Source organism: Rhodococcus sp. H-CA8f (assembly GCF_002501585.1).
GTDB lineage: Bacteria > Actinomycetota > Actinomycetes > Mycobacteriales > Mycobacteriaceae > Rhodococcus_F > Rhodococcus_F erythropolis.
This window is the reverse complement of sequence record NZ_CP023720.1, coordinates 3,783,138-3,804,204: the sequence shown is the minus strand read 5'-3', so window position 1 is coordinate 3,804,204 and position 21,067 is coordinate 3,783,138. Positions and strand designations below refer to the sequence as shown.

The following is a 21,067-nucleotide window of genomic DNA, read 5'->3' as shown; positions in this document are numbered from 1 at the left end:
GAACTCTCGTGCTGGGCTATCCTTGTCAAGCCATGACTCTGCCTGCACCCAGTGCCCACGCCGGATTTCCGGTGTACCTCGATCATGCCGCCACGACTCCGATGTCGGCAGCCGCTATCGAGGCGATGACCGATACCTTCAAAACCGTGGGCAACGCGTCCTCGCTGCACGGTTCCGGCCGTGCGGCCCGGCGCCGCGTCGAGGAATCGCGCGAATCGATCGCCGCCAGCCTGGGTGCGCGGCCGTCGGAGGTCATCTTCACCTCCGGCGGAACCGAGAGCGACAATCTCGCGGTCAAGGGCATCTACTGGGCTCGCCGTGACGCTGATCCGCGACGCACTCGCATCCTGGCGAGCTCCGTCGAGCATCATGCGGTGCTCGACGCCGTTGAGTGGCTCGAGCAGCACGAGGGCGCGCGCGTGACGTGGTTGCCGGTCGACGAGAACGGTGTCGTTGACCCGCAGACCTTGCGCGACGAGCTTTCCGTCCACGCCGACGAGGTAGCACTCGTGACGGTGATGTGGGCCAACAACGAGGTCGGCTCCATCATGCCGATCGTGGAGTTGGCGGAGATTTCGGCTGAGTTCGAGATTCCGATGCACAGCGACGCGGTTCAGGCCGTTGCGCAATTGCCGGTCGATTTCGCGGCGAGCAAGTTGTCCGCGCTGAGCATCGCGGCGCACAAGTTCGGTGGTCCGCACGGCGTCGGCGCACTGCTGCTCGGACGCCAGGTTCCGTGTGTGCCGCTCCTTCACGGCGGCGGACACGAACGTGATCTGCGTTCGGGCACTCCGGATACTGCGGGCGTTGTCGGGATGGCTGCGGCGCTGCGCGCAAACGTCGAGAACTTCGATTCCAGCACAAGGGAATTGGCGCAGTTGCGTGACCGTTTGATCGACGGAGTCCTGGAGATTCTTCCCGAGTCGGTGCTCAACGGCCCGACCGGATCCGATCGGCTTCCCGGTAACGCGCACTTCACCTTCCCCGGCTGCGAGGGCGATTCGTTGCTGATGCTGCTCGACGCCGCCGGTATCGAATGTTCCACCGGTTCGGCCTGCACCGCCGGTGTGGCCAGAGCCAGCCATGTCTTGATCGCGATGGGCGTCGAATCGCCCGTCGCGCGTGGCTCACTGAGATTTTCGCTCGGACATACGTCGAGTGTCACCGATGTGGACGCGCTGATCGCTGCGCTTCCACAAGTAGTAGAGCGCGCTCGGGCCGCCGGTCTTGCCGGTGCCGGTTCGCGTGGAGGGGATCGCTGATGCGAGTACTCGCAGCCATGAGCGGAGGTGTCGACTCCGCTGTCGCCGCCGCCCGCGCTGTTGCCGCCGGATATGACGTCGTCGGCGTTCATCTTGCGCTGTCCACGGCGCCGGGTGCATTGCGGACGGGTTCGCGTGGATGCTGTTCGAAGGAAGATGCCGGCGACGCCAGGCGCGCTGCCGACGTCCTCGGAATACCCTTCTACGTCTGGGATTTCGCCGATCGCTTCAAGGAAGACGTGATCGACGACTTCGTGGCGTCGTACGCAGCGGGTGAGACCCCCAATCCGTGCCTGCGGTGCAACGAGAAGATCAAGTTCACCGCACTGGCCGACCGTGCGGTCGCTCTCGGCTTCGATGCCGTGGCGACCGGTCACTACGCGCGCCTCGAAGACGGCGTCCTACGCCGGGCGGTCGACGCGGACAAGGACCAGTCGTATGTCCTCGGTGTGCTGACGGCCGATCAGCTTTCGCGAGCGATGTTCCCGATCGGTGACACACCGAAAGAACAGATCCGCGAGGAAGCCGCCGAGCGCGGTCTGGCTGTGGCGAACAAGCCTGACAGCCATGACATCTGCTTCATCCCGACCGGCGATACCCGAGCATTCCTGGGTGCACGCATCGGCGTTCGTCCCGGAAGCGTCGTCGACGCCGATTCGGGTGAGGTCCTCGCTGCACACGACGGCGTACACGGCTTCACGATCGGACAGCGCAAGGGCCTCGGCGTCGAAGGTCCCGCAGGTGACGGCCGTCCGCGGTACGTGACCGCGATCGAGCCCGAAACCGGAACGGTGCGAGTCGGTTCGGCCAAGAATCTCGACGTCTGGGCCATCTCGGCCCAGCGCGCGATCTGGACCTCGGGCCAGGCGCCGGAGGGCCCCGTCGAGTGCATGGTGCAGGTTCGTGCGCACGGCGGACTGGCGCAGGCCGTTGCGGAGGCCGTCGACGACGGTACTTCGGGCGGCAGCATCTCCATTTCGTTGCGCGAACCACTGACCGGCGTCGCGAAGGGCCAGGCCGTCGTGCTGTATCGCCCCGACAGCGAACTGGGCGACCAGGTTCTCGGCAGTGGCACCATCTCCGGCACCGAATCCGAGCCGAACACACTGTGACACAGCAGGTTTCCATCGGTGGCCTCGTCACCGGAATCGGATCCTGGCCGGGCACGGACGCCCGCGAAAGCGCCGCAACCATCCTTGGCGAACTGGGCGGTTTCCCACACCTGGTGGAGTTGCCGAGCCGCGGTCTCGGCGCTGACATGGTCGGCCGAGCAGGCGCCATTCTGGTCGACATCAACCTCGACGCCTCGACCCGCGCCTATCGTGTCGTGCCTCGGCGGGGCAACGTCGCGAAGCGAGCCGAGGACTTCCTGAATCAGGATCTCGACGCACTCGAGGAAGCCTGGGAATCGGCCCGTCTGGTCGGCGGAGACCACGTCGTCAAGCTCCAAGCTGCCGGCCCGCTGACACTCGGCGCCGAGATCGAGGTTGCAAACGGTTCGCGAGTTCTCGTCGACCGTGGGGCACTCCGGGACATCGCCGAATCACTTGGTGAGGGGCTCGCGCGCCACGCCGCCGAGGTCACTCGTCGTACCGGTGCCCGGGTGGTGATCCAATTGGACGAGCCGCAGATCGCGGCAGTGCTGGCCGGTTCACTACCCGGGCGCACCAAGATGGAGAGCGTTCCGGCTCTGCCGGAACCCGAGGCGCTCGCCGTTCTCGACTCGACGATCAGCGGTTGCGGATTGCCCACAATCGTCCACAGCTGCGGCGCCGACATGCCGTGGGATCTACTGAGGCGAAGCCAGGCGTTCGGCGTGAGCTTCGACATGTCGCTCATAGGCTCACGTGATCTGGACGGCATCGGCCAGTTGTTCGACGCCGGCAAGGAATTGGCGCTCGGTCTGGTTCCTTCCGCCCCGCCGGAAAAGCCGGTGACGTGGAAAGAGTGCGCGATGCCGGCCGTCACCCTGATCGATCGTCTCGGCTTCTCGCGTGAACTCCTGCAGAACCAGGTCGCGGTAACCCCAAGCTGTGGTCTTGCGGGTGCGAGCCTCGAGTGGAGTCGAGCAGCCCTTCGGCTGTGCACAGACGTCGGCAAGGCATTGGTGGACGATCCGTCGGCGTTCTGATGTGTTGCGTTCTGACGTGAGTCGTGTGGTGTGTCGGTGTGAACCGATAATCTTCTAGCTGTGACTGAAACCGCGGATGCAATGCAGCCAGCGCCCAACGAGGCGCGCGAGCAGTGGACGGAGCTGGCCGAAGAGGTACGCCAGCATCAGTTCCGCTACTACGTTCGTGATGCGCCCGTCATTTCGGACGGTGCATTCGACACATTGCTCGGGCAGCTCAATGCTCTCGAAGAGCGGTACCCGGATCTGCGAACTCCCGACTCTCCGACGCAACTCGTCGGCGGCGGATTCGCGACGGACTTCACGTCCGTCGATCACCTCGAGCGGATGCTCAGCCTCGACAATGTCTTCGACGAGTCCGAACTCCGCGGATGGATCGCCAAGGTAGAGCAGGAAACCGGGCCGGAACTGCACTATCTCTGCGAAGTGAAAATCGACGGTGTCGCGCTCAATCTCGTCTACGAGAACGGCAAACTCGTGCGTGCGGCAACCCGCGGCGACGGTCGTACGGGCGAGTTGGTCACTCTCAATGCCCTGACGATCAACGACATCCCGGAGCGGCTCACCGCTACGGACGAATTCCCGATTCCAAGCTTGCTCGAGGTGCGAGGAGAGGTGTTCTTCCGCCTCGAGGACTTCGCGGCACTCAATGCCTCCCTCGTGGAGGAGGGTAAGGCGCCGTTCGCCAATCCGCGCAACTCTGCGGCGGGCTCCCTGCGTCAGAAGAATCCTGCCGTCACCGCGCGTCGTCGCCTCGGCATGATCTGCCACGGGTTCGGGCGCATGGAAGGTTTCGAGCCGGCTTCGCAGTACGACGCCTACGTGGCCCTCGCCGCCTGGGGGCTGCCGGTGTCCACGCACACCTCGCGGGTGGTCGGCGCCGACGCCGTGGTCGAAAAGATGAAGTACTGGGGAGAACATCGCCACGACGTCGAGCACGAGATCGACGGGTTGGTGGTCAAGGTCGACGAGATGTCGTTGCATCGACGTCTGGGCACCACGTCCCGCGCACCACGGTGGGCGATCGCGTACAAGTACCCGCCGGAAGAGGTCACGACCAAGCTCCTCGACATCCGGGTCAGTGTCGGCCGCACGGGTCGCGTGACGCCGTTCGCGTACATGGAACCCGTCACAGTGGCGGGTTCCACTGTGTCCTTGGCCACCCTCCACAACGGCTCGGAGGTCAAGCGCAAGGGTGTGCTGATCGGCGACACCGTGGTGTTGCGCAAGGCTGGAGATGTCATCCCCGAGGTTCTCGGTCCCGTGGCAGACGTTCGTGACGGTACCGAGCGCGAGTTCGTCATGCCGACGCATTGCCCCGAGTGCGGCACGTTGTTGGCACCCGCGAAAGAGGGCGACGTCGACGTGCGATGCCCTAATCAGCAACACTGCCCGGCGCAGTTGCGCGAGCGTGTGTTCCACGTCTCGGGGCGCGGAGCATTCGACATCGAGGTGCTCGGTTACGAGGCCGCGACCGGACTGCTGGAGGCGAAGGTCATCGGTGACGAGGGAGACCTCTTCTCACTCGACGCCGAGAAACTGATCGAGGTTCCGATCTTCCGCACCAATGCGGGAGCGCTGTCTGCCAACGGAAAACGCTTGCTGGCCAACCTGGATTCGGCCAAGGACAAGCCGCTGTGGAGAGTGCTTGTGGCACTGTCGATTCGGCACGTCGGCCCCACTGCCGCGAGGGCGTTGGCCGGCGAATTCGGTTCGCTGCAACGTATTCGGGAAGCGTCGGTCGACGAGTTGGCTGCAGTCGACGGTGTCGGATCCACGATCGCCGCCGCTGTCGTGGAGTGGTTCTCCGTCGACTGGCATCAGCAGATCGTCGACAAGTGGGCTTCGGCCGGGGTGCGCATGGAGGACGAGCGAGACGACTCGATTCCGCGCAATCTCGAGGGTCTCTCGATCGTCGTCACCGGTTCGCTCGAGACGTACTCGCGAGATCAGGCGAAGGAAGCGATTCTGGTGCGCGGCGGTAAGGCGGCTGGGTCGGTCTCGAAGAAGACTGCGTTTGTCGTCGTCGGTGAAGCGCCCGGTTCCAAGCATGACAAGGCAGTCGAATTGGGTGTGCCGGTGCTCGACGAAGACGGCTTCCGGCGGTTGCTCGAAGATGGCCCGGATGCGGTCGCTCCCACCGATTTGGACGAATCAGAGTGACTTTGTCCGATTTCTGAGATTGGTGTGCTGGGTGCGATAGTGACGCCATGATCGAGATTCGTGAAGTTCTACCGGCTGAGTTCGAGACCGTCGGGGAACTGACTGTGCAGTCGTACGTGGGTGGCGGATTTGTCGCCGGCGGATCGCCGTACGCGGAGCTCCTGCGAGACACCGCAACTCGGGTGGAGCAGGGGCGGGTGCTGGTTGCCGTTCTCGGCGAAGAGGTCGTGGGTTCTTTGACGATCGCCGAACCCGGCACGCCCTTCGCGGATGTTGCGCAGAAGGGCGAACTCGAGTTCCGCATGCTCGCGGTCTCGCCGCAGGCTCGGGGATCGGGCGCCGGAACCGCATTGGTTCGCGCAGTGATCGCCGAAGCCTACGACCGAGGCGATCACTCGGTGGTCATCTCGACGCAGCCCGAGATGGTCGATGCTCGTCGTATCTACGACCGCAACGGGTTCGTCCCCGATCCGGAGCGCGCGTGGGAGCCGATTCGCGGTATGGAGTTGACGGTCATGGTTCGCGGTCTGGCCTGATTACCCGGCCTGGTCAACCCAGCACTGTCGCGACGATTCCGGCGAGATAGCCGAGGCGGGCTATCTCCGAAGGGCGAAATTCGGGTCCTCCGGGACGACCGAGCATGAGGACGCGATTGCCGGAGCCGAGCGGTGCGGCAGCGAGGCTGGTGTTCATCTCACGCCAGACGTCCGGAACCCAGTCGGCCTCGCCGTCGAGGGCGGTTGGCTTGTCCAGTGGCATCCACGGAATGTCGGTGGCATGGGTTTCCGGCGCACCGGCGCTACCGACGACGCGGTACGCACCGTGCTTGCCGATGTCCGCGACGACGCACCAGCCGACTCGCAGTACACGCGGCGCGCCGTCGACGAGGACCTGTAGTCGATCGTTTCGGGCTGTCGCAACGGAATCGATGAGTTCGAGCTCACGATGGGTGTCGAGAATCCCGGCGTAGGGGCGGATCGAATCGACCAGCACGTCGGGCAGATGCTCGGCTGCGGTGATCAAGGTGTCGGGCAGTGCTCCGGGTTCGACGTCGACCACGAGGTCGTCGATGGCAAAACCGTCGCCTCGCTCCACGACGTCGAGGGAGAGGATGTCTGCGCCCACGGATCCGAGAGCTACGGCGAGCGCGCCGAGGCTGCCGGGTCGGTCGGGCAGTTGGACGCGAAGCAGGTACGACACGTGCGTGCCTTTCGCTGATCGGTTCTCGCCCGGATCACGTCGACCCGGGCCACACCCATCTTTGCACTTGCTCAGCACGCGTTGGTGGGCGCCGCGGCGGGGTCACACCGGGTGCACATGCTTGTCACACGAGCGAAACACGAGGTGGATTCGACGTGGCGGTGGACACAGTAGGCGTGCGTACCGGTCGACACAGCAGGCGTGCTTACAGGTCTGTCGCGGCGAGGAACTAGGCTGGACCGGCAATGTTCACGTCCTCTTCCGAAAGGGGCCCCGCGGTGCCTGCCATCTCCCGTGACGAGGTCGCGCACCTCGCGCGGCTGTCCAGACTCGCCCTGTCCGATGCCGAACTCGACGAGTTCGCCGGTCAGTTGGATTCGATTCTCAACCACGTCAAGGTGGTCACCGAGGTTGCGGCCGACGACGTCCCGCCCATGGCGAACCCCAATGCCGTCACCAACGTGACGCGCCCCGACGTGATCGTGCCCGGGTTGACCCCCGAGCAGGCATTGTCCGGAGCACCCGCAGTCGAACAGGATCGCTTTGCGGTTCCGCAGATCCTTGGAGAGGGCGAATGACCGATCTGACCACGCTGGACGCCGCTGAGCTGGCCGGCAAGATCCACTCGCGTGAGGTGTCCTCGGTAGAGGTCACGCAGGCGCATCTCGACCGCATCGCTGCCGTCGACACCGAGTACCACGCCTTCCTGCACGTTGCCGGTGAACAGGCTCTCGAAGCCGCCGCAGCAGTGGACAACTCGCTCGCAGGCGGAAACGAACCCGCTTCGGCACTCGCCGGAGTTCCGATTGCGTTGAAGGACATCTTCACCACGACGGACATGCCGACCACCTGTGCGTCGAAGATTCTCGAAGGCTGGGTTGCGCCGTACGACGCGACCCTGACGAGCAAGCTTCGCGCTGCGGGCATCCCGATCCTCGGCAAGACGAACCTCGACGAATTTGCGATGGGCTCCTCCACGGAGAACTCCGCATTCGGTCCGACGCGTAACCCGTGGGATGTCACCCGCATCCCCGGCGGATCCGGTGGTGGTAGCGCTGCAGCGCTCGCGTCCCGTCAGGCCCCGTTGGCCATCGGCACCGACACCGGCGGTTCGATCCGTCAGCCCGCTGCGGTCACCGCGACGGTCGGAACCAAGCCGACGTACGGAACTGTCTCGCGCTTCGGGCTCGTCGCGTGCGCCTCCTCGCTCGATCAGGGTGGCCCCTGTGGTCGCACCGTGCTCGACACCGCTCTGCTGCACGAGGTCATCGCCGGGCACGATCCGCGTGACTCCACGTCCATCGACGCCCCCGTGCGTCCGGTGGTCGCTGCGGCACGTGAAGGTGCAGTCGGCGACCTGCGTGGCGTCAAAGTCGGTGTGGTCAAGGAACTTCACTCCGACAGCTACCAGCCCGGCGTCATCGCTTCCTTCGACGCTGCTGTCGAGCAACTCAAGGCTTTGGGCGCCGAAGTTGTCGAGGTTTCGTGCCCGAGCTTCGAGCACGCGCTCGCGTCGTACTACCTGGTGCTGCCCAGTGAGGTCTCGTCCAACCTGGCCCGCTTCGACGCCATGCGCTACGGACTGCGCGTCGACGAAGGCAACATGAGTGCCGACCAGGTCATGGCGGCAACCCGCGCCGCCGGTTTCGGCCCGGAGGTCAAGCGCCGCATCATGATCGGTACCTACGCACTGTCCTCGGGCTACTACGACGCCTACTACGGTTCGGCGCTCAAGGTTCGTACCCTCATCGCACGCGATTTCGACAGGGCCTACGAGAAGGTAGACGTACTGGTCTCGCCGACCAGCCCGTTCACGCCGTGGAAGTTGGGGGAGAAGGTCGGCGATCCGTTGGCCATGTACCTCTCCGACCTGTGCACGCTGCCGACCAACCTGGCCGGACACTGCGCGATGTCGGTGCCATCGGGTCTGTCCGCGGACGACAACCTGCCGGTGGGCTTGCAGATCATGGCGCCCGCCATGGCTGACGAGCGCCTCTACCGTGTCGGTGCCGCCTACGAAGCTGCTCGCGGCCCGATTGCAACTGCAGTCTGACCTGTTTGCTGTGCGCCTTTATTAACCCCACGCGGTTAATAAAGGCGCACAGCAGTTTCAGGAGCAAGCCCCCAAAGCCGTTCCCTGATCGGTTCCGTAGCGGTGGCCGTGACCGGCGGGGACACCGAGCGAACCGAGCATGTCGACGGTGGTCTGCAAGAACGTGACGCCCGGGATCCACTGCGGGATCGGGCCGTCCTGCACGGCACGGCTCAGATCCGGCTTCTGCGTCGCGAGGGCGGGGGACCACCACACCACCGGGTCGGACGTATTCGCGAGGACGGTTGCGCCGTCCGTTCGTGTCGCGCCGGCCGGGGGACCGGCCCACAACACGTCGCACGGGACGATGGGACTGCCCTCGGACAGAGCGTCGGTCAGTGCGGCGCTGCCGCCGACGGCGCCGAGGCTCTGTCCGTAGAGGAACAGGTCCGGTCGCTCTTCGGCCGGCATCGCGGCAATGTGGCTACCGACAGCCTTGAACAGGGCGGTGGCTGATTCTTCGGCGTCGTCGCGGCTGAACAGGAATGTCGCCCAACTGGGTGCGTCGGAGTATTGCTGCCCGACTATCGCGACGTCTCCGCCGAACCGTTGCTCGATACCGTCGACTGCGTGGGTGTCGATCCAGCCCGAGCCGGTCGGAACGGCCACCACGACGCTGTTGCGGGCGAAGCCACCGACGCGATCGAGTTCGTTCACGGCGAGAGCGGCACGCGATGCGGCATCGGGTGCGGAATCCACACCGGCGTAGACGCGCACCGAGTCTTTGCCTGCAGCAACGAACTTGCGTCCCTCCGCGCCCATCGAGGTCCACGAGATGAGCGATTCGGAGCTGCCTGTCGCAGAGGCCGAAAGTGGCTGTGTCAGAGCGGTGTCGATGTACGCGTTGGACTTGTCGAACGAATCGGCGAGACCGTTCCAGACGGCGGGACCGACGACCAACTGCACGCCGAGGACTCCCATGACCAGTGCGCCCACGCTCCGCGCGAAACCCATCCACCGCAGCGCCTTCGAAAGTCCGACCCCGAGGCCCCAGAGTGCAAGGGCGGTCAGCGAGGCAATGCACCCCGCCTCCGCCCAGTGGATCAGCCCGGCAGGCGGTGCGCCCATCGCTGCTCGCAGCGAGTTCTGCCAACCGGCGGCGGCGAACATCGCAACTGCGGTGCCGGCAGTCGACAACCCGAACGCGGTGATGCGCCAATGACGTTCGTCGAATCGGGCCTTGACCCGGTCGGGGACGAGCCGACGGGCTACCGCGGAGAACGCCCACATCGCCAGTAGCCCGACCGCGACGAGCAGACCGCTGAATACCCCTTGGAGTACGGCTGATCTCGGCAGGAGTCCGGGAGCTAGCGAGATGGCGGACATCGCTGCCACGGCGACGCTCGTGGACACCCGGGGGAGTGCGAGCGCCCCGACTCGGGCGAGAACGGGGGTCCGTGACGCATTCAGAACGCTCATGCTGCAATCGCTTTCGGGGAGAAGGAGAACTCGTTCGACGGATCGAGGCGCCGCGATCGCATCAGGGTGAAGCCGAGGGCGGAAACTGCCAGAACTCCGGCCGTGCCGTAACCGAACCCCGATTCCGCGACCGGAGTCAGATAGCTTTGGCGCCAAGAGTTTCCGTTCACCGCTGTGACGGCGACATCGGCCATCGCGAAGCAATACCCACGTGAGAGAAAGGACGTGCGGTCTTCACAGGCCGCATGCATTCGCTCGTCGAGCTGACCGTCGAGGACCTGGCGGGCCCACGGCCCCAGTTCCGTTCCGTGCGAATGCGCGTAGCGGAGTAGGTCGTACCCGAGATCGTGTGCTTTGCAGGCCGAGTCGAATTCGTCGGGAAGCGGAATCGGTGACGAGCAGTCGCCGTGGGGGTTGGCGAGGTATCCGTCGACGACGGTAGGCGTGTAGCCGGCAAATGCGGCGAAATCCGACGGGATGGTGGTCGCAGCATCAGAGGCATCCGCGGTAGTCACAGTGGCGATCGCCCTGGATGCGTTCGAATTCTCGGTGCGCGGCGGCTCGGCTCCGCTCGCTCCGGCAGTGACGGTGATCGCTGCCGTTGCCGCCAGCGCCAGGGCAGCCCAGGTGCCGGCGCTTCGAGAGAGGTCTTTCACTCGTGTGATCCGCATGCCGTTCACGCTATGAACGGACAATCCTGGCGGTCATCGCTCTGGAGAGGGGTTCTCCGACGTGCGATCGGGTGAGAATTCCCCCCCTGTGATACCTCGGAGGTAGGGGGATCTCACTCTGCAGTATGAGGACTTTCGGGGTTCGCCTTCATAGGCTTGACGGGTGATCAAGGTCCGAAGGAAGAACAGAGGCGCACCGGGTGTGCCCGCGCCGACATACACCACTGCCGGGTCGGTGCTGTCCGGCCTCGACGGGGCGGTCGTACATTCGGAGAAGGTGCGCCGGGCAACCAGTTTCGTGGCCCGCGGTCAGTTCTGGAACATCGTCATCGTAGTGATCACTCTGATCCTCTATTCGATTGCCTGGCCGACACTGCAACTGACGCATCATGTTTCGCCGCCGATCATGCCCTTCGTCGCCGCGTTGGCCGCCTTTCCGTTTGTCCTGATCCGGATCAACGCTCCGTTGGGATGGGCGGTGTCGGCGGTGTCGGCACTGATCATCCCGTTGGTGTTCGACAACACGACTGGTTACGACTACCCGTGGCAGGTCGTCCACATCATCGTGCTGATGTCGTTGCTGGCCGCGGTGAGTCTGCGAGCACCCATTCAGGTTGTCGGTGTCGCCTGGATCGCCACGGTGCTGCTTTTCCTCGGCAACGCTCCGGGAAGCGACGGAGCCGGTTGGGCCGTCGGGCTGAGCGCCCTGGTGGTCTTCTGCCTGCTGATCCGCTGGTTGGTTCTCTCGCGCCGTCAGTTGGCCAAGCAGGAGGAAGTCAGCGAACTCGAACGCACACGGCGCACGATCCTCGAGGAGAAGGCGCGTATCGCCCGCGACTTGCACGACATCGTGGCCCACCACATGTCGATGGTGGTCGTGCAAGCGCAGAGTGCGCCGTACCGACTCGATGCGGTCACTCCCGAGATCCGGACCGAATTCGAATCGATAAGTGAGACAGGGCGAGCAGCGCTCAACGAGATTCGTGGTCTCCTCGGAGTGCTGCGCAGCGACGGTGACTCCGTGGTGACGGCCCCGCAACCGGGCGTCGACCAGTTGGACGAACTGCTGCTCGGCAGTACCCGTGCGGGACTTCCGGTGTCGTGGCGAGTCGACGGAGATCGAGCGTCGGTCTCGGAATCCACGGGCCTTGCGCTCTACCGGATCATTCAGGAGTCGATTACCAATGCGGCCAGGCATTCACCAGGCGGACCCATCGAGGTCGCCGTGGCGTTCGGCCCGCAATCGGTGAGCGCGCTCGTGAACAACGGGCCTTCGCCATTGGGTGGCAATCAGCACTCGGCGTCGGAAACCACTGGTGGCAACGGAATACGCGGAATGCGTGAGCGGGCTTCGGCCGTGGGCGGCATGCTGTTGGCAAACCGGCGCGAGGACGGAGGGTTCGAGGTCCGGGCCGAGTTGCCGTCGATGCCCGCCTAGGCTGTCCGAGTGCCCATCACAGTATTCATCGCAGACGACCAGGCGATGGTTCGACAAGGGTTCGGAGCCCTACTCTCCGCTCAGCCAGACATCAGCGTGATCGGCGATGCGCCGGACGGCAAGATCGCCGTCGCCGAGGTCGCGCGATTGCGTCCGGATGTGGTGTTGATGGATGTTCGTATGCCCGAGATGAACGGACTCGACGCTGCCCGCCAGATTCTGTCCGCCGGATGGGAACCGCCGGTGCGAGTCCTCATGCTCACCACTTTCGACATCGACGACTACGTCTACGAGGCCCTGAGCGTCGGAGCGAGCGGGTTCATGCTCAAGGACGCACCGGCTGAGGAACTGATTCGGGCGGTGCGTGTCGTCGCCGAAGGGCAGGCCTTGCTGGCGCCGACGGTGACGCGTCGCCTGATTGCCGATGTGACCAGCCGGCGGGCCGCACCGCGCGCACGGCCCGCAGCGCTCGATGCGCTGACCCCGCGTGAGCGCGAGGTCCTCGAACTGATCGCCCGCGGATTGTCCAACGTCGAGATTGCCGAGCGGCTGTTCGTCGCCGAGCAGACCGTCAAGACCCATGTCGGGAAGGTGCTGTCCAAGCTCGATCTGCGCGATCGCGCCCAGGCAGTCGTGTTGGCGTACGAAAGCGGGCTCGTCACGCCGGGTTAGTGGCCCAGTGCGGCGCGGCGTTGCGGCTCGGCAACGCCGCTATCCTGCGGCAATACGGTGACTGGGGGAAGATGGACACCAAGATCCACAATCCGGTCACGAGAGGTGCTGCACTATGCGAATCGGAATCCTCACGGGCGGCGGCGACTGCCCGGGCTTGAACGCGGTCATCCGCGCCGTCGTACGTACGTCGGCCGGTCGTTACGGCAGTACCGTGGTCGGATTCCGGGACGGCTGGCGAGGATTGCTCGAGGACCGCAAGGTCCCGCTCGACTCCGATGACCGCATCAACCGCATCCTCACCCGCGGCGGCACGATCCTCGGCACCGCTCGCGTGAACCCCGACAAACTCCGTGCGGGCCTCGATCAGATCAAGCAGACCCTCGACGACAACGGGATCGACGTCCTGATCCCGATCGGCGGCGAAGGCACACTCACCGCGGCCAGTTGGCTTTCCGAGAGCGGCGTACCCGTGATCGGTGTGCCCAAGACGATCGACAACGACATCGACTGCACCGACGTGACTTTCGGGTTCGACACCGCCTTGGCCGTCGCCACCGACGCCATCGACAGACTCCACACCACGGCTGAATCGCATCAGCGCGTCATGCTCGTCGAGGTGATGGGCCGGCACGCGGGCTGGATCGCGCTGCAAGCCGGACTGGCGTCGGGGGCACACCTGACTCTGGTTCCGGAACAGCCGTTCGACGTCGACGAGGTGTGCGCGATGGTCAAGAAGCGCTTCCAGCGTGGCGACTCCCACTTCATCTGCGTCGTGGCTGAAGGTGCGATGCCCGATCCCGCGTCGATGACTCTGCGCGAAGGTGGCATAGACGAGTTCGGCCACAAGATCTTCACCGGTGTCGCGCAGCAGCTCGGAAACGAGATCGAGCGCCGGATCGGCAAGGAAGTTCGCACCACCGTCCTCGGACACATCCAGCGCGGTGGCACCCCGACGCCGCACGACCGCATCCTCGCCACTCGCTTCGGCGTTCATGCCACCGACGCAGCTCACCGCGGAGATTTCGGTCAGATGGTCGCGTTGCACGGAACGTCCATCGACCTCGTTCCGCTCGCCGAGGCGACCCGCAAACTCAAGACGGTGCCCAAGGAGCGCTACGAGGAGGCAGCCGCATTCTTCGGCTGAGCCGCAGACGCATAAACTGATCACCATGACTGCTGTCGATGCGCCCGACATCCTCGATTACGACGAAGTACTGACCAAGTACGAGCCTGTGATGGGTATGGAGGTGCACGTAGAACTCGGCACCGCGACCAAGATGTTCTGCCCGTGCCCCACCGAGTTCGGTGCCGAACCCAATACCCAGGTGTGCCCGGTCTGTCTGGGCATGCCCGGTTCGTTGCCGGTGGTGAACGCAGCCGCTGTCGAGTCCGCGATCCGGATCGGCCTTGCTCTCAACTGCTCCATCACGCCTTGGGGCCGATTCGCACGCAAGAACTACTTCTACCCGGATCAGCCGAAGAACTACCAGATTTCCCAGTACGACGAGCCGATCGCAACCGAGGGATACCTCGACGTGATCCTCGACGACGGGACGACGTGGCGTGTCGACATCGAGCGCGCGCACATGGAGGAGGACACCGGTAAGTCCCTCCACGTCGGTGGCGCTACGGGCCGTATCCACGGTGCGAGCCACTCACTGCTCGACTACAACCGTGCGGGTGTGCCGCTGGTGGAGATCGTCACCAAGACCATCCACGGTGCCGGTGAGCGCGCTCCCGAGGTTGCCCGCGCCTACGTGACGGCGCTTCGTGATCTGCTCAAGTCTCTCGACGTCTCGGACGTGCGGATGGATCAGGGATCGATGCGCTGCGACGCCAACATCTCGCTGATGCCGATCGGCGCCAAGGAACTCGGAACGCGTACCGAGACCAAGAACGTCAACTCCCTCAAGAGCGTCGAGGTCGCAGTTCGCTACGAAATGCGCCGTCAGGCAGCAGTTCTCGACGCCGGCGGCGAGGTCATCCAGGAGACCCGCCACTTCCAGGAAGCCGACGGCACCACGGCCGCCGGACGCCGCAAGGAAACGGCCGAGGACTACCGCTACTTCCCGGAACCGGATCTCGAGCCTGTTGCTCCGAGCGCAGAGTGGGTCGAAGAACTGCGCGGCACCTTGCCGGAGCTTCCCTGGATTCGCCGCGCGCGGATCCAGAAGGACTGGGGAATCTCCGACGAGGTCATGCGTGACCTCGTCAACGCCGGCGCCATCGATCTGGTGATCGCGACCACCGAGGCCGGTGCTTCGCCCGAGGCAGCGCGCTCCTGGTGGCTGTCCTACCTGTCGCAGCAGGCCAACACCCGCGGCGTCGAACTCGGCGCTCTGCCGATCACCCCGGCGCAGGTTGCGCAGGTCGTAGCTCTCATCGACAGCGGCAAGCTCAACAACAAGGTCGCTCGCCAGGTCGTCGATCACGTCCTCGACGGCGAGGGTGACCCGGAGCAGGTTGTCGCGGCCCACCCGGAGCTGGTCGTCGAACGTGACGAAACCAAGCTCAAGGCAGCCGTCGACGAGGCACTCGCAGCCAACCCCGACATCGCGGACAAGATCCGCAGTGGCAAGGTCCAGGCCGCCGGAAAGATCGTCGGCGACGTCATGAAGGCCACCCGAGGACAGGCAGACGCGGCTCGTGTGAAGGAACTTGTCATCGAGGCGTGCAGCTAGCGCACACCGAATTTCTGACACTGATGCCCGGCCGAATCGAATTCGGCCGGGCATCAGTATTTACCGCTGTCGTTTTGCCGCTGTCGGTCTACAGACCAGGGACCACAACCGCACGGCCGCTGAGCGTTCCGGCAGCCAGTCGTCGATACGCTTCGGCACCGTTGTCGAGACTGAAGGTCTCCACCGCGATGTCGAAGATGCCGGCGTGGGCGAGGTCGATCAATTCGATCAACTCGTTGCGGGCACCCCAATACGGAACTGTCACCGAAGCCTCGTAAGGACTTTGGAAGAACCCGACTTTGGCGTGGGCCTGGCCGTCCCCGATCCCGACGATCGTGACGTCTGATCCGACGCCGGCGACAGCCATCGCGGTGTCGATGGTGGGCTGGTAGCCGACGAAGTCGAGAACCAGTGCGGCGCCTTGACTTCCAGTGATCTTGCGGACGTTCTCGGCCGCGTCCTTGTCGGACAGAACCACTTCGTGAGCGCCTACCTTGGTTGCCAGTTCGAGCTTGTCCGCGCTCACGTCCAAAGCGATGACCGTTGCCGCCGAGAGGTGACGGAGGAGCTGAATAGCGACGTGGCCGAGACCGCCGGTACCAATGACAACCGCGAACGAGCCTCCGCGAAGTTTCGGCAGAGAACGCTTGATCGCGTGATACGGCGTCAGACCGGCGTCGGTCAGCGGCACCGTCTTGACCGGGTCGAGGTCACCGATCGGGACAAGGTGGCGAGGAGAATCGACGATCATGAACTCGGCCAACGCGCCGGGTGCACCGAGACCGGGAGGATTGATTCCGAGTTCTTGGGCGCGAGAGCAATAGTTCTCGAGTCCTTGTGAGCAGTGCCAACAGTTGCCGCAACCCCAAGGCCCGTAGACGACGACATTGGTTCCGATGTCGAGACCTTCGACACCCTCGCCGACGGCGGCGACCTTGCCTGCGCCTTCGTGGCCGAGCGTGAGCGGAAGGCCGTAGGTGTACTGCTCTTCGGGCAGGCTCATGATGAAGTCGTCCGAGTGGCAGACGCCGGCAGCGGTGACTTCCAGGAGCACTTCACCTGGACCGGGCTCGGGTTTGGGAATCTCCGTGAGTTCGGGTTCCGCGCCGATTCTCGTGTACTGGATTGCCTTCATACCGACTCCTTTGTCGTGGTTGGCCAACCGCTCCTGGCAAGTGCGGGGTGTTTAGCCCCGCTAACAAAAGAGTACGCATCTGTGCATGTTCGGTCACGGGATCCGTGACCGAACAGACATGGCGCTTCGGCGATCGCGGTTCAGTCGATCCCGCCGCTGCCACTCGGCATCGGGATCTTGACCACCTTGTCGTCGTTCGGCCCCGGCTCGCCCGCGGTCTTGTTGATCGTGCTCGCCCACATCAAACCGTCGGATCCGAGCGCCAAACCGCCCAGTTGGCCGTACGTGTCTTTCGCCACTGCCGACGGCGCGGTGGTGATCGCTCCCGTTCCGGGGTCAGCGGCCATTGCGGAGATCGCTTTGCCGGCCCCCAACGCGACAGCTACCACTCCCTGCGCCGCAATGCACCCCCCGACGCCGGGCCGGTCGGGCCAGGTCCAAGCGGGCGACGTCACTGTGCCGTCGGAGCCGACGCGTTGGAGGCGATCTTCGAGAGTGGTTCGGTCGGTGACCCAGGTCGCGATGCCGGGATCGACACACACGCCGCCGCCGTTACCGATTCCGGACAGAACAAGTTCCGGGCGAGGCGGCGAAGCGTTTGGCGTCAACGATCGGACTCGCAACAGTTTCCCCGCCAACGAGCCGGGATCCTGAGCAACCGCAGGGTTGCCGGTATCGCCTGTCAGGACCATGAGCTGGTCCGGGGCCGCGAACTCGAGTGATCCGCCGTTGCCGCTTGCACCGCGCGGGATTCCGCCGAGGACCTCCTTGGCGGTGTCACCGGGAGCAATGCGGACCACCCGGTTATCGGTTCCGGTGGTGACGTAGGCATAGATCAGGTTGTCTTCGACAAATGTGGGGGAGAGGGCGATGTCGAGCAGTCCGCCGTCGCCGCTGCCGTCGACATCGATCTTGGCAACCTCGACCGGTGTCGTGTTGGGGGCTACCTGCATGATTCGGCCGGTTCGCCGTTCGGCCACCAGCCCGGAGTTCCCGTCCGGGAGTGTGACGAGGCCGCCGGTGGTGTCGAGACAGGTTGCGATCACGGCGGTGTCGGCGTCCTGACACGGCCCGAGGGGGCCGGTCCGCGGCGCCGGCGGCGTGGTCGACGGCGGCGGATTCTCCGGCTGCACTTCGGCGCTTGCCTGGTTGGTCGGTTCGGGTGTGAACGGCGAGGCAGTCGATTCGTCGAAGTCCGCGCAACCTGCGAGCAACGATGTCCCGAGCACCAGAGCCAGTGCGCCCAGCGCTGCATGCCTACCCGTAGTCATGCCCAAGACGTTACGTAACCCACGGCAGATGCCGCCACGCCGGACCAAGGTTCCCCGTCGAGTTCGTGAATCGGTCATAGGCTCACCTACGTGACTGACGAGCGAAAAGATCCCAGCGAGTTGTCGGATGCGGACAAGCCGACGGGCAACGTGTCCAGTCCGTATGACTCGCCCACCGAACAATTTCCGACGGTGAGCGCCAAGAATCCGTTGCCGCGGACCGACGACGATCTCGATTTCGGTTCCACGAACGCCAACTCGCTGACCGAACAGATACCGACATACCGAGCGCCGGGCGCGGATCAGCCGACAGTGGCTCTCGAGCGAGAGACGGCGTACGACGCTCCGATCACCGCCGTCCCCACCGCCGAAGCCGTGGCAGGGACCACCGAGACTCCGCGGGGCCGAGGCACTCTCGACCTCGGTTTGCTTGCACTGCGTTTGGCCGTCGGCGGAACAGCACTGGTGCACGGTCTGCAGAAGTTGACCGGTATCTGGAACGGGCCGGGTCTGGGCGGTTTCGAGACGATGCTGGCGGATGCCGGGTTCCAGCAGGCGAAGTGGATGGCGATCCTCGGCGCCGTCGGTGAGGTCGCAGGTGGCGCCCTCCTGATCCTGGGGTTGCTGACTCCCGTTGCGGCAGCATCGGTTCTGGCCGTGATGATCAATGCGTGGGCGCTGCGTCAGGCGAGCGCACCTGGACTGGAGTACTTCGCCCCGGCCGGTACCGAGTACGAGATGCTGCTCGGAATCTGTGCGGGCGTCATCATTTTGACGGGTCCTGGCCGTATTTCGCTCGACGGTCGTCGTGGCTGGGCAACCCGCCCGTTCGTCGGATCGCTCGTGGTCTTGATCCTCGGCATCGCTGCCGGCGTCTGCACTTGGATCTTCCTGAACGGTGCCAATCCGCTCATCTGAAACTCGCGCCGTCGAACAAACGAACCGCCGCTCTCCGAATCGGAGAGCGGCGGTTCGTCTGTGAAGGATCAGTCCTTGACGAGTACCGGGTCGGCGTTCGCGGACGGGATGGCTGTTCCGTCCTTGAGCTTGCGACCGAGGACCGACTTGCGGTGACCGTAGGCGAAGTACACGAGCACACCGATGGCCATCCAGACGAGGAACCGGATCCAGGTCTCGACCGAGAGGTTGAGCATCAGCCAACCGCAGGCGAGCACGGCGACGATCGGCACGAAGGGCACCAGTGGGACGCGGAATCCGCGCGGCAGGTCGGGGCGGGTGCGGCGTAGGACGATGACACCGACACAAACCAGGACGAATGCGAACAGCGTTCCGATGTTGACCATCTCTTCGAGCGTGCCCATCGGGAAGAAGGCTGCCAGGACGGCGACGATGCCACCGACGATCAACGTGATGCGCATCGGGATGCCCTTGGCGTTGGTCTTGGCCAGGCTGCGCGGCATGAGGCCGTCACGGGACATTGCGAAGAGGACGCGGGTCTGGCCGAGCATCATGACCATGACAACTGTCGTGAGGCCGGCCAGGCCACCGAAGTTGATGGCGGTTTGTGCCCAACCGATTCCGTTGGCCTCGAATGCGGTTGCGAGGGTGGCGCTGGAATCGCCGACCAGAGGACTGCCGTCCTTGAGTTCGGTGTACTTGACCATGCCGGTCAGGACGAGTGTGACGGCAACGTAGAGAACGGTGACGATGGCGAGCGAGCCGAAGATTCCGCGTGGCAACGACTTCTGCGGGTTCTTGGTTTCCTCGGCCGTGGTGGCGACGACATCGAAGCCGATGAATGCAAAGAACACGAGGCTGGCTGCGGCGAGCAATCCGTAGGCGCCGTAGCTACTTCCGCCTGCGCCGGTCAGCCAGGAGAACAAGGTCTGATGGATTCCGCTTGCAGAGCTCTCGGATCCTTCGGACGGCGGGATGAAGGGAGAGTAGTTCTCCTTCTTGATGTAGAACGCGCCCACGACGATGACGAGCAGGACTACTGCGATCTTGATCGCGGTAATGATCGCGGAGACTCGCGAGGAAACCTTGGTGCCGATCGCGAGAATCAGAGTGATCGCGCCGATGATGAGCAGTGCGCCCCAGTCGAAGCTGATCGACCCGATGTGGGCGGTAGTGCTGCCGCTCGCCCCGATGACGTTGCCGAGGTACAGCGACCAACCCTTGCCGACGACGGCGGAGGCGAGAGCAAACTCGAGGATGAGGTCCCAGCCGATGATCCAGGCTGCGAACTCACCGAACGTCGCGTAGGAGAACGTGTATGCGCTGCCTGCGACTGGAACGGTGGAGGCGAACTCCGCGTAACACAGCGCGGCAAGGCCACAGGCGATCGCAGCGAGAACGAATGCCAGTGAAATCGAGGGTCCTGCGACATTGCCTGCGGTTCGAGCAGTCAGCGTGAAGATGCCTGCGCCGATGACGACGGCGACTCCGAATACCGTGAGGTCCTTCGCGGTCAGTTCCTTCTTGAGCTTTGTCTCAGGCTCGTCGGTGTCCGCGATCGATTGCTCGACGGATTTGGTGCGCCATATGCCGACTCCGGGCATGTATTGCTCCTTGGTTGTTTCCCGTCGACCTTGTGGGTGGCGGGCGGTGGCTGACTGTCGTCGTTGTGATGTGCGTCTCAGCGACCTGATGAGGGAACCACTGGTGAGCGCCGTGTGCAAGTCAGCTCGCTCGAACTGACCGAAATGATCACCTGACTGAAAGTCATCCCCCCTCATGTATCTGAATTGATCAGCTGGTGTCTGGAACCCTACGTCCAAGTGAATTCGCTCACGAGCCGGACGCGCGATTCAGTCTGAAATGTCTGATAGCTCATATCGTTCCGTTCGTGCTCCGCGTGTCGGCCGACTATTCGGTACCTGTCGGTCGGTCTTGTGGTCGATGAGTCTCACCGTTGCGGTACGGCCGTACCAGAATTATGTATATGTGTATCCGCGCAAGACGGCTG

Annotated in this window: 18 protein-coding genes; 12 read left to right on the top strand and 6 right to left on the bottom strand. The window is 64.4% G+C overall.

Going from position 1 to position 21,067, the window contains the following annotated elements; all coding sequences use genetic code 11:
• Positions 1 to 32: 32 nt before the first annotated feature.
• From CPI83_RS17680 to CPI83_RS17660, 5 genes are read left to right on the top strand one after another with little or no spacing between them, the layout of a single operon-like run.
• A complete protein-coding gene (locus CPI83_RS17680) occupies positions 33 to 1,262 on the top strand; it encodes a cysteine desulfurase family protein (protein ID WP_020907247.1) in 1,230 nt (409 codons plus the stop codon).
• Complete coding sequence (gene mnmA, locus CPI83_RS17675; RefSeq protein ID WP_097387509.1) at positions 1,262 to 2,374, top strand: tRNA 2-thiouridine(34) synthase MnmA; 1,113 nt, start codon at positions 1,262 to 1,264, stop codon at positions 2,372 to 2,374. The genes CPI83_RS17680 and mnmA overlap by 1 nt, the downstream gene beginning before the upstream one ends.
• Positions 2,371 to 3,393 (top strand): methionine synthase, encoded by a 1,023-nt coding sequence (locus CPI83_RS17670; RefSeq protein ID WP_019747910.1) that lies wholly within the window; start codon positions 2,371 to 2,373, stop codon positions 3,391 to 3,393. Before mnmA ends, CPI83_RS17670 begins: the two co-directional genes overlap by 4 nt.
• Positions 3,394 to 3,453: 60 nt before the next feature.
• Positions 3,454 to 5,556, top strand: coding sequence for an NAD-dependent DNA ligase LigA (gene ligA / locus CPI83_RS17665; protein ID WP_097387508.1), 2,103 nt, complete (start codon positions 3,454 to 3,456; stop codon positions 5,554 to 5,556).
• Positions 5,557 to 5,603: 47 nt separating this feature from the next.
• Positions 5,604 to 6,092: a GNAT family N-acetyltransferase gene (locus tag CPI83_RS17660; protein WP_097387507.1), complete on the top strand. Its 489-nt coding sequence runs from the start codon at positions 5,604 to 5,606 to the stop codon at positions 6,090 to 6,092.
• A gap of 13 nt (positions 6,093 to 6,105) precedes the next feature.
• Here CPI83_RS17660 and CPI83_RS17655 read toward each other — a convergent pair whose 3' ends face one another.
• Positions 6,106 to 6,756, bottom strand: a complete 651-nt coding sequence (locus CPI83_RS17655; protein WP_020969299.1) for a hypothetical protein — start codon at positions 6,754 to 6,756, stop codon at positions 6,106 to 6,108.
• A 278-nt stretch (positions 6,757 to 7,034) separates the two neighbouring features.
• Here CPI83_RS17655 and gatC point away from each other — a divergent pair, with 278 nt between their 5' ends.
• Entirely contained in the window at positions 7,035 to 7,334 is a 300-nt protein-coding gene (gene gatC, locus CPI83_RS17650; protein WP_003944747.1) for an Asp-tRNA(Asn)/Glu-tRNA(Gln) amidotransferase subunit GatC, read from the top strand.
• Positions 7,331 to 8,809, top strand: a complete 1,479-nt coding sequence (gene gatA, locus CPI83_RS17645; RefSeq protein WP_097387506.1) for an Asp-tRNA(Asn)/Glu-tRNA(Gln) amidotransferase subunit GatA — start codon at positions 7,331 to 7,333, stop codon at positions 8,807 to 8,809. Before gatC ends, gatA begins: the two co-directional genes overlap by 4 nt.
• Positions 8,810 to 8,866: 57 nt before the next feature.
• On the opposite strand, the gene CPI83_RS17640 is transcribed toward gatA, so the two are convergent.
• Both CPI83_RS17640 and CPI83_RS17635 read right to left on the bottom strand, forming a co-directional pair.
• Positions 8,867 to 10,267, bottom strand: coding sequence for an alpha/beta-hydrolase family protein (locus tag CPI83_RS17640; RefSeq protein ID WP_097387505.1), 1,401 nt, complete (start codon positions 10,265 to 10,267; stop codon positions 8,867 to 8,869).
• Positions 10,264 to 10,938, bottom strand: coding sequence for a hypothetical protein (locus CPI83_RS17635; protein ID WP_029255103.1), 675 nt, complete (start codon positions 10,936 to 10,938; stop codon positions 10,264 to 10,266). The genes CPI83_RS17640 and CPI83_RS17635 overlap by 4 nt, the downstream gene beginning before the upstream one ends.
• A 163-nt stretch (positions 10,939 to 11,101) precedes the next feature.
• Here CPI83_RS17635 and CPI83_RS17630 point away from each other — a divergent pair, with 163 nt between their 5' ends.
• The 4 genes from CPI83_RS17630 (at position 11,102) to gatB (ending at position 15,732) form a co-directional block, all read left to right on the top strand.
• On the top strand, positions 11,102 to 12,376 hold the full coding sequence (locus CPI83_RS17630; protein WP_047890156.1) for a histidine kinase: 1,275 nt from the start codon (positions 11,102 to 11,104) through the stop codon (positions 12,374 to 12,376).
• 9 nt (positions 12,377 to 12,385) lie between these two features.
• Positions 12,386 to 13,048 carry a response regulator transcription factor gene (locus CPI83_RS17625; RefSeq protein ID WP_007729374.1) on the top strand — a complete coding sequence of 221 codons (663 nt, stop codon included), beginning with the start codon at positions 12,386 to 12,388 and terminating at the stop codon, positions 13,046 to 13,048.
• 115 nt (positions 13,049 to 13,163) lie between these two features.
• The gene (locus tag CPI83_RS17620; protein ID WP_019747919.1) at positions 13,164 to 14,195 is read left to right on the top strand and encodes an ATP-dependent 6-phosphofructokinase; all 1,032 of its coding nucleotides are present in this window, start codon (positions 13,164 to 13,166) and stop codon (positions 14,193 to 14,195) included.
• 25 nt (positions 14,196 to 14,220) lie between these two features.
• Positions 14,221 to 15,732, top strand: coding sequence for an Asp-tRNA(Asn)/Glu-tRNA(Gln) amidotransferase subunit GatB (gatB, locus tag CPI83_RS17615; RefSeq protein WP_019747920.1), 1,512 nt, complete (start codon positions 14,221 to 14,223; stop codon positions 15,730 to 15,732).
• An 88-nt stretch (positions 15,733 to 15,820) separates the two neighbouring features.
• On the opposite strand, the gene CPI83_RS17610 is transcribed toward gatB, so the two are convergent.
• Positions 15,821 to 16,867 carry an NAD(P)-dependent alcohol dehydrogenase gene (locus CPI83_RS17610; RefSeq protein ID WP_019747921.1) on the bottom strand — a complete coding sequence of 349 codons (1,047 nt, stop codon included), beginning with the start codon at positions 16,865 to 16,867 and terminating at the stop codon, positions 15,821 to 15,823.
• 140 nt (positions 16,868 to 17,007) lie between these two features.
• The gene (locus tag CPI83_RS17605) at positions 17,008 to 18,138 is read right to left on the bottom strand and encodes a PQQ-dependent sugar dehydrogenase (protein ID WP_097387504.1); all 1,131 of its coding nucleotides are present in this window, start codon (positions 18,136 to 18,138) and stop codon (positions 17,008 to 17,010) included.
• Between the two features lie 90 nt (positions 18,139 to 18,228).
• Between CPI83_RS17605 and CPI83_RS17600 the strand changes: the two genes are divergently transcribed.
• Positions 18,229 to 19,056, top strand: coding sequence for a DoxX family protein (locus tag CPI83_RS17600; RefSeq protein ID WP_019747923.1), 828 nt, complete (start codon positions 18,229 to 18,231; stop codon positions 19,054 to 19,056).
• 68 nt (positions 19,057 to 19,124) lie between these two features.
• On the opposite strand, the gene CPI83_RS17595 is transcribed toward CPI83_RS17600, so the two are convergent.
• Positions 19,125 to 20,660, bottom strand: coding sequence for an amino acid permease (locus CPI83_RS17595; protein ID WP_019747924.1), 1,536 nt, complete (start codon positions 20,658 to 20,660; stop codon positions 19,125 to 19,127).
• Positions 20,661 to 21,067: the final 407 nt, after the last annotated feature.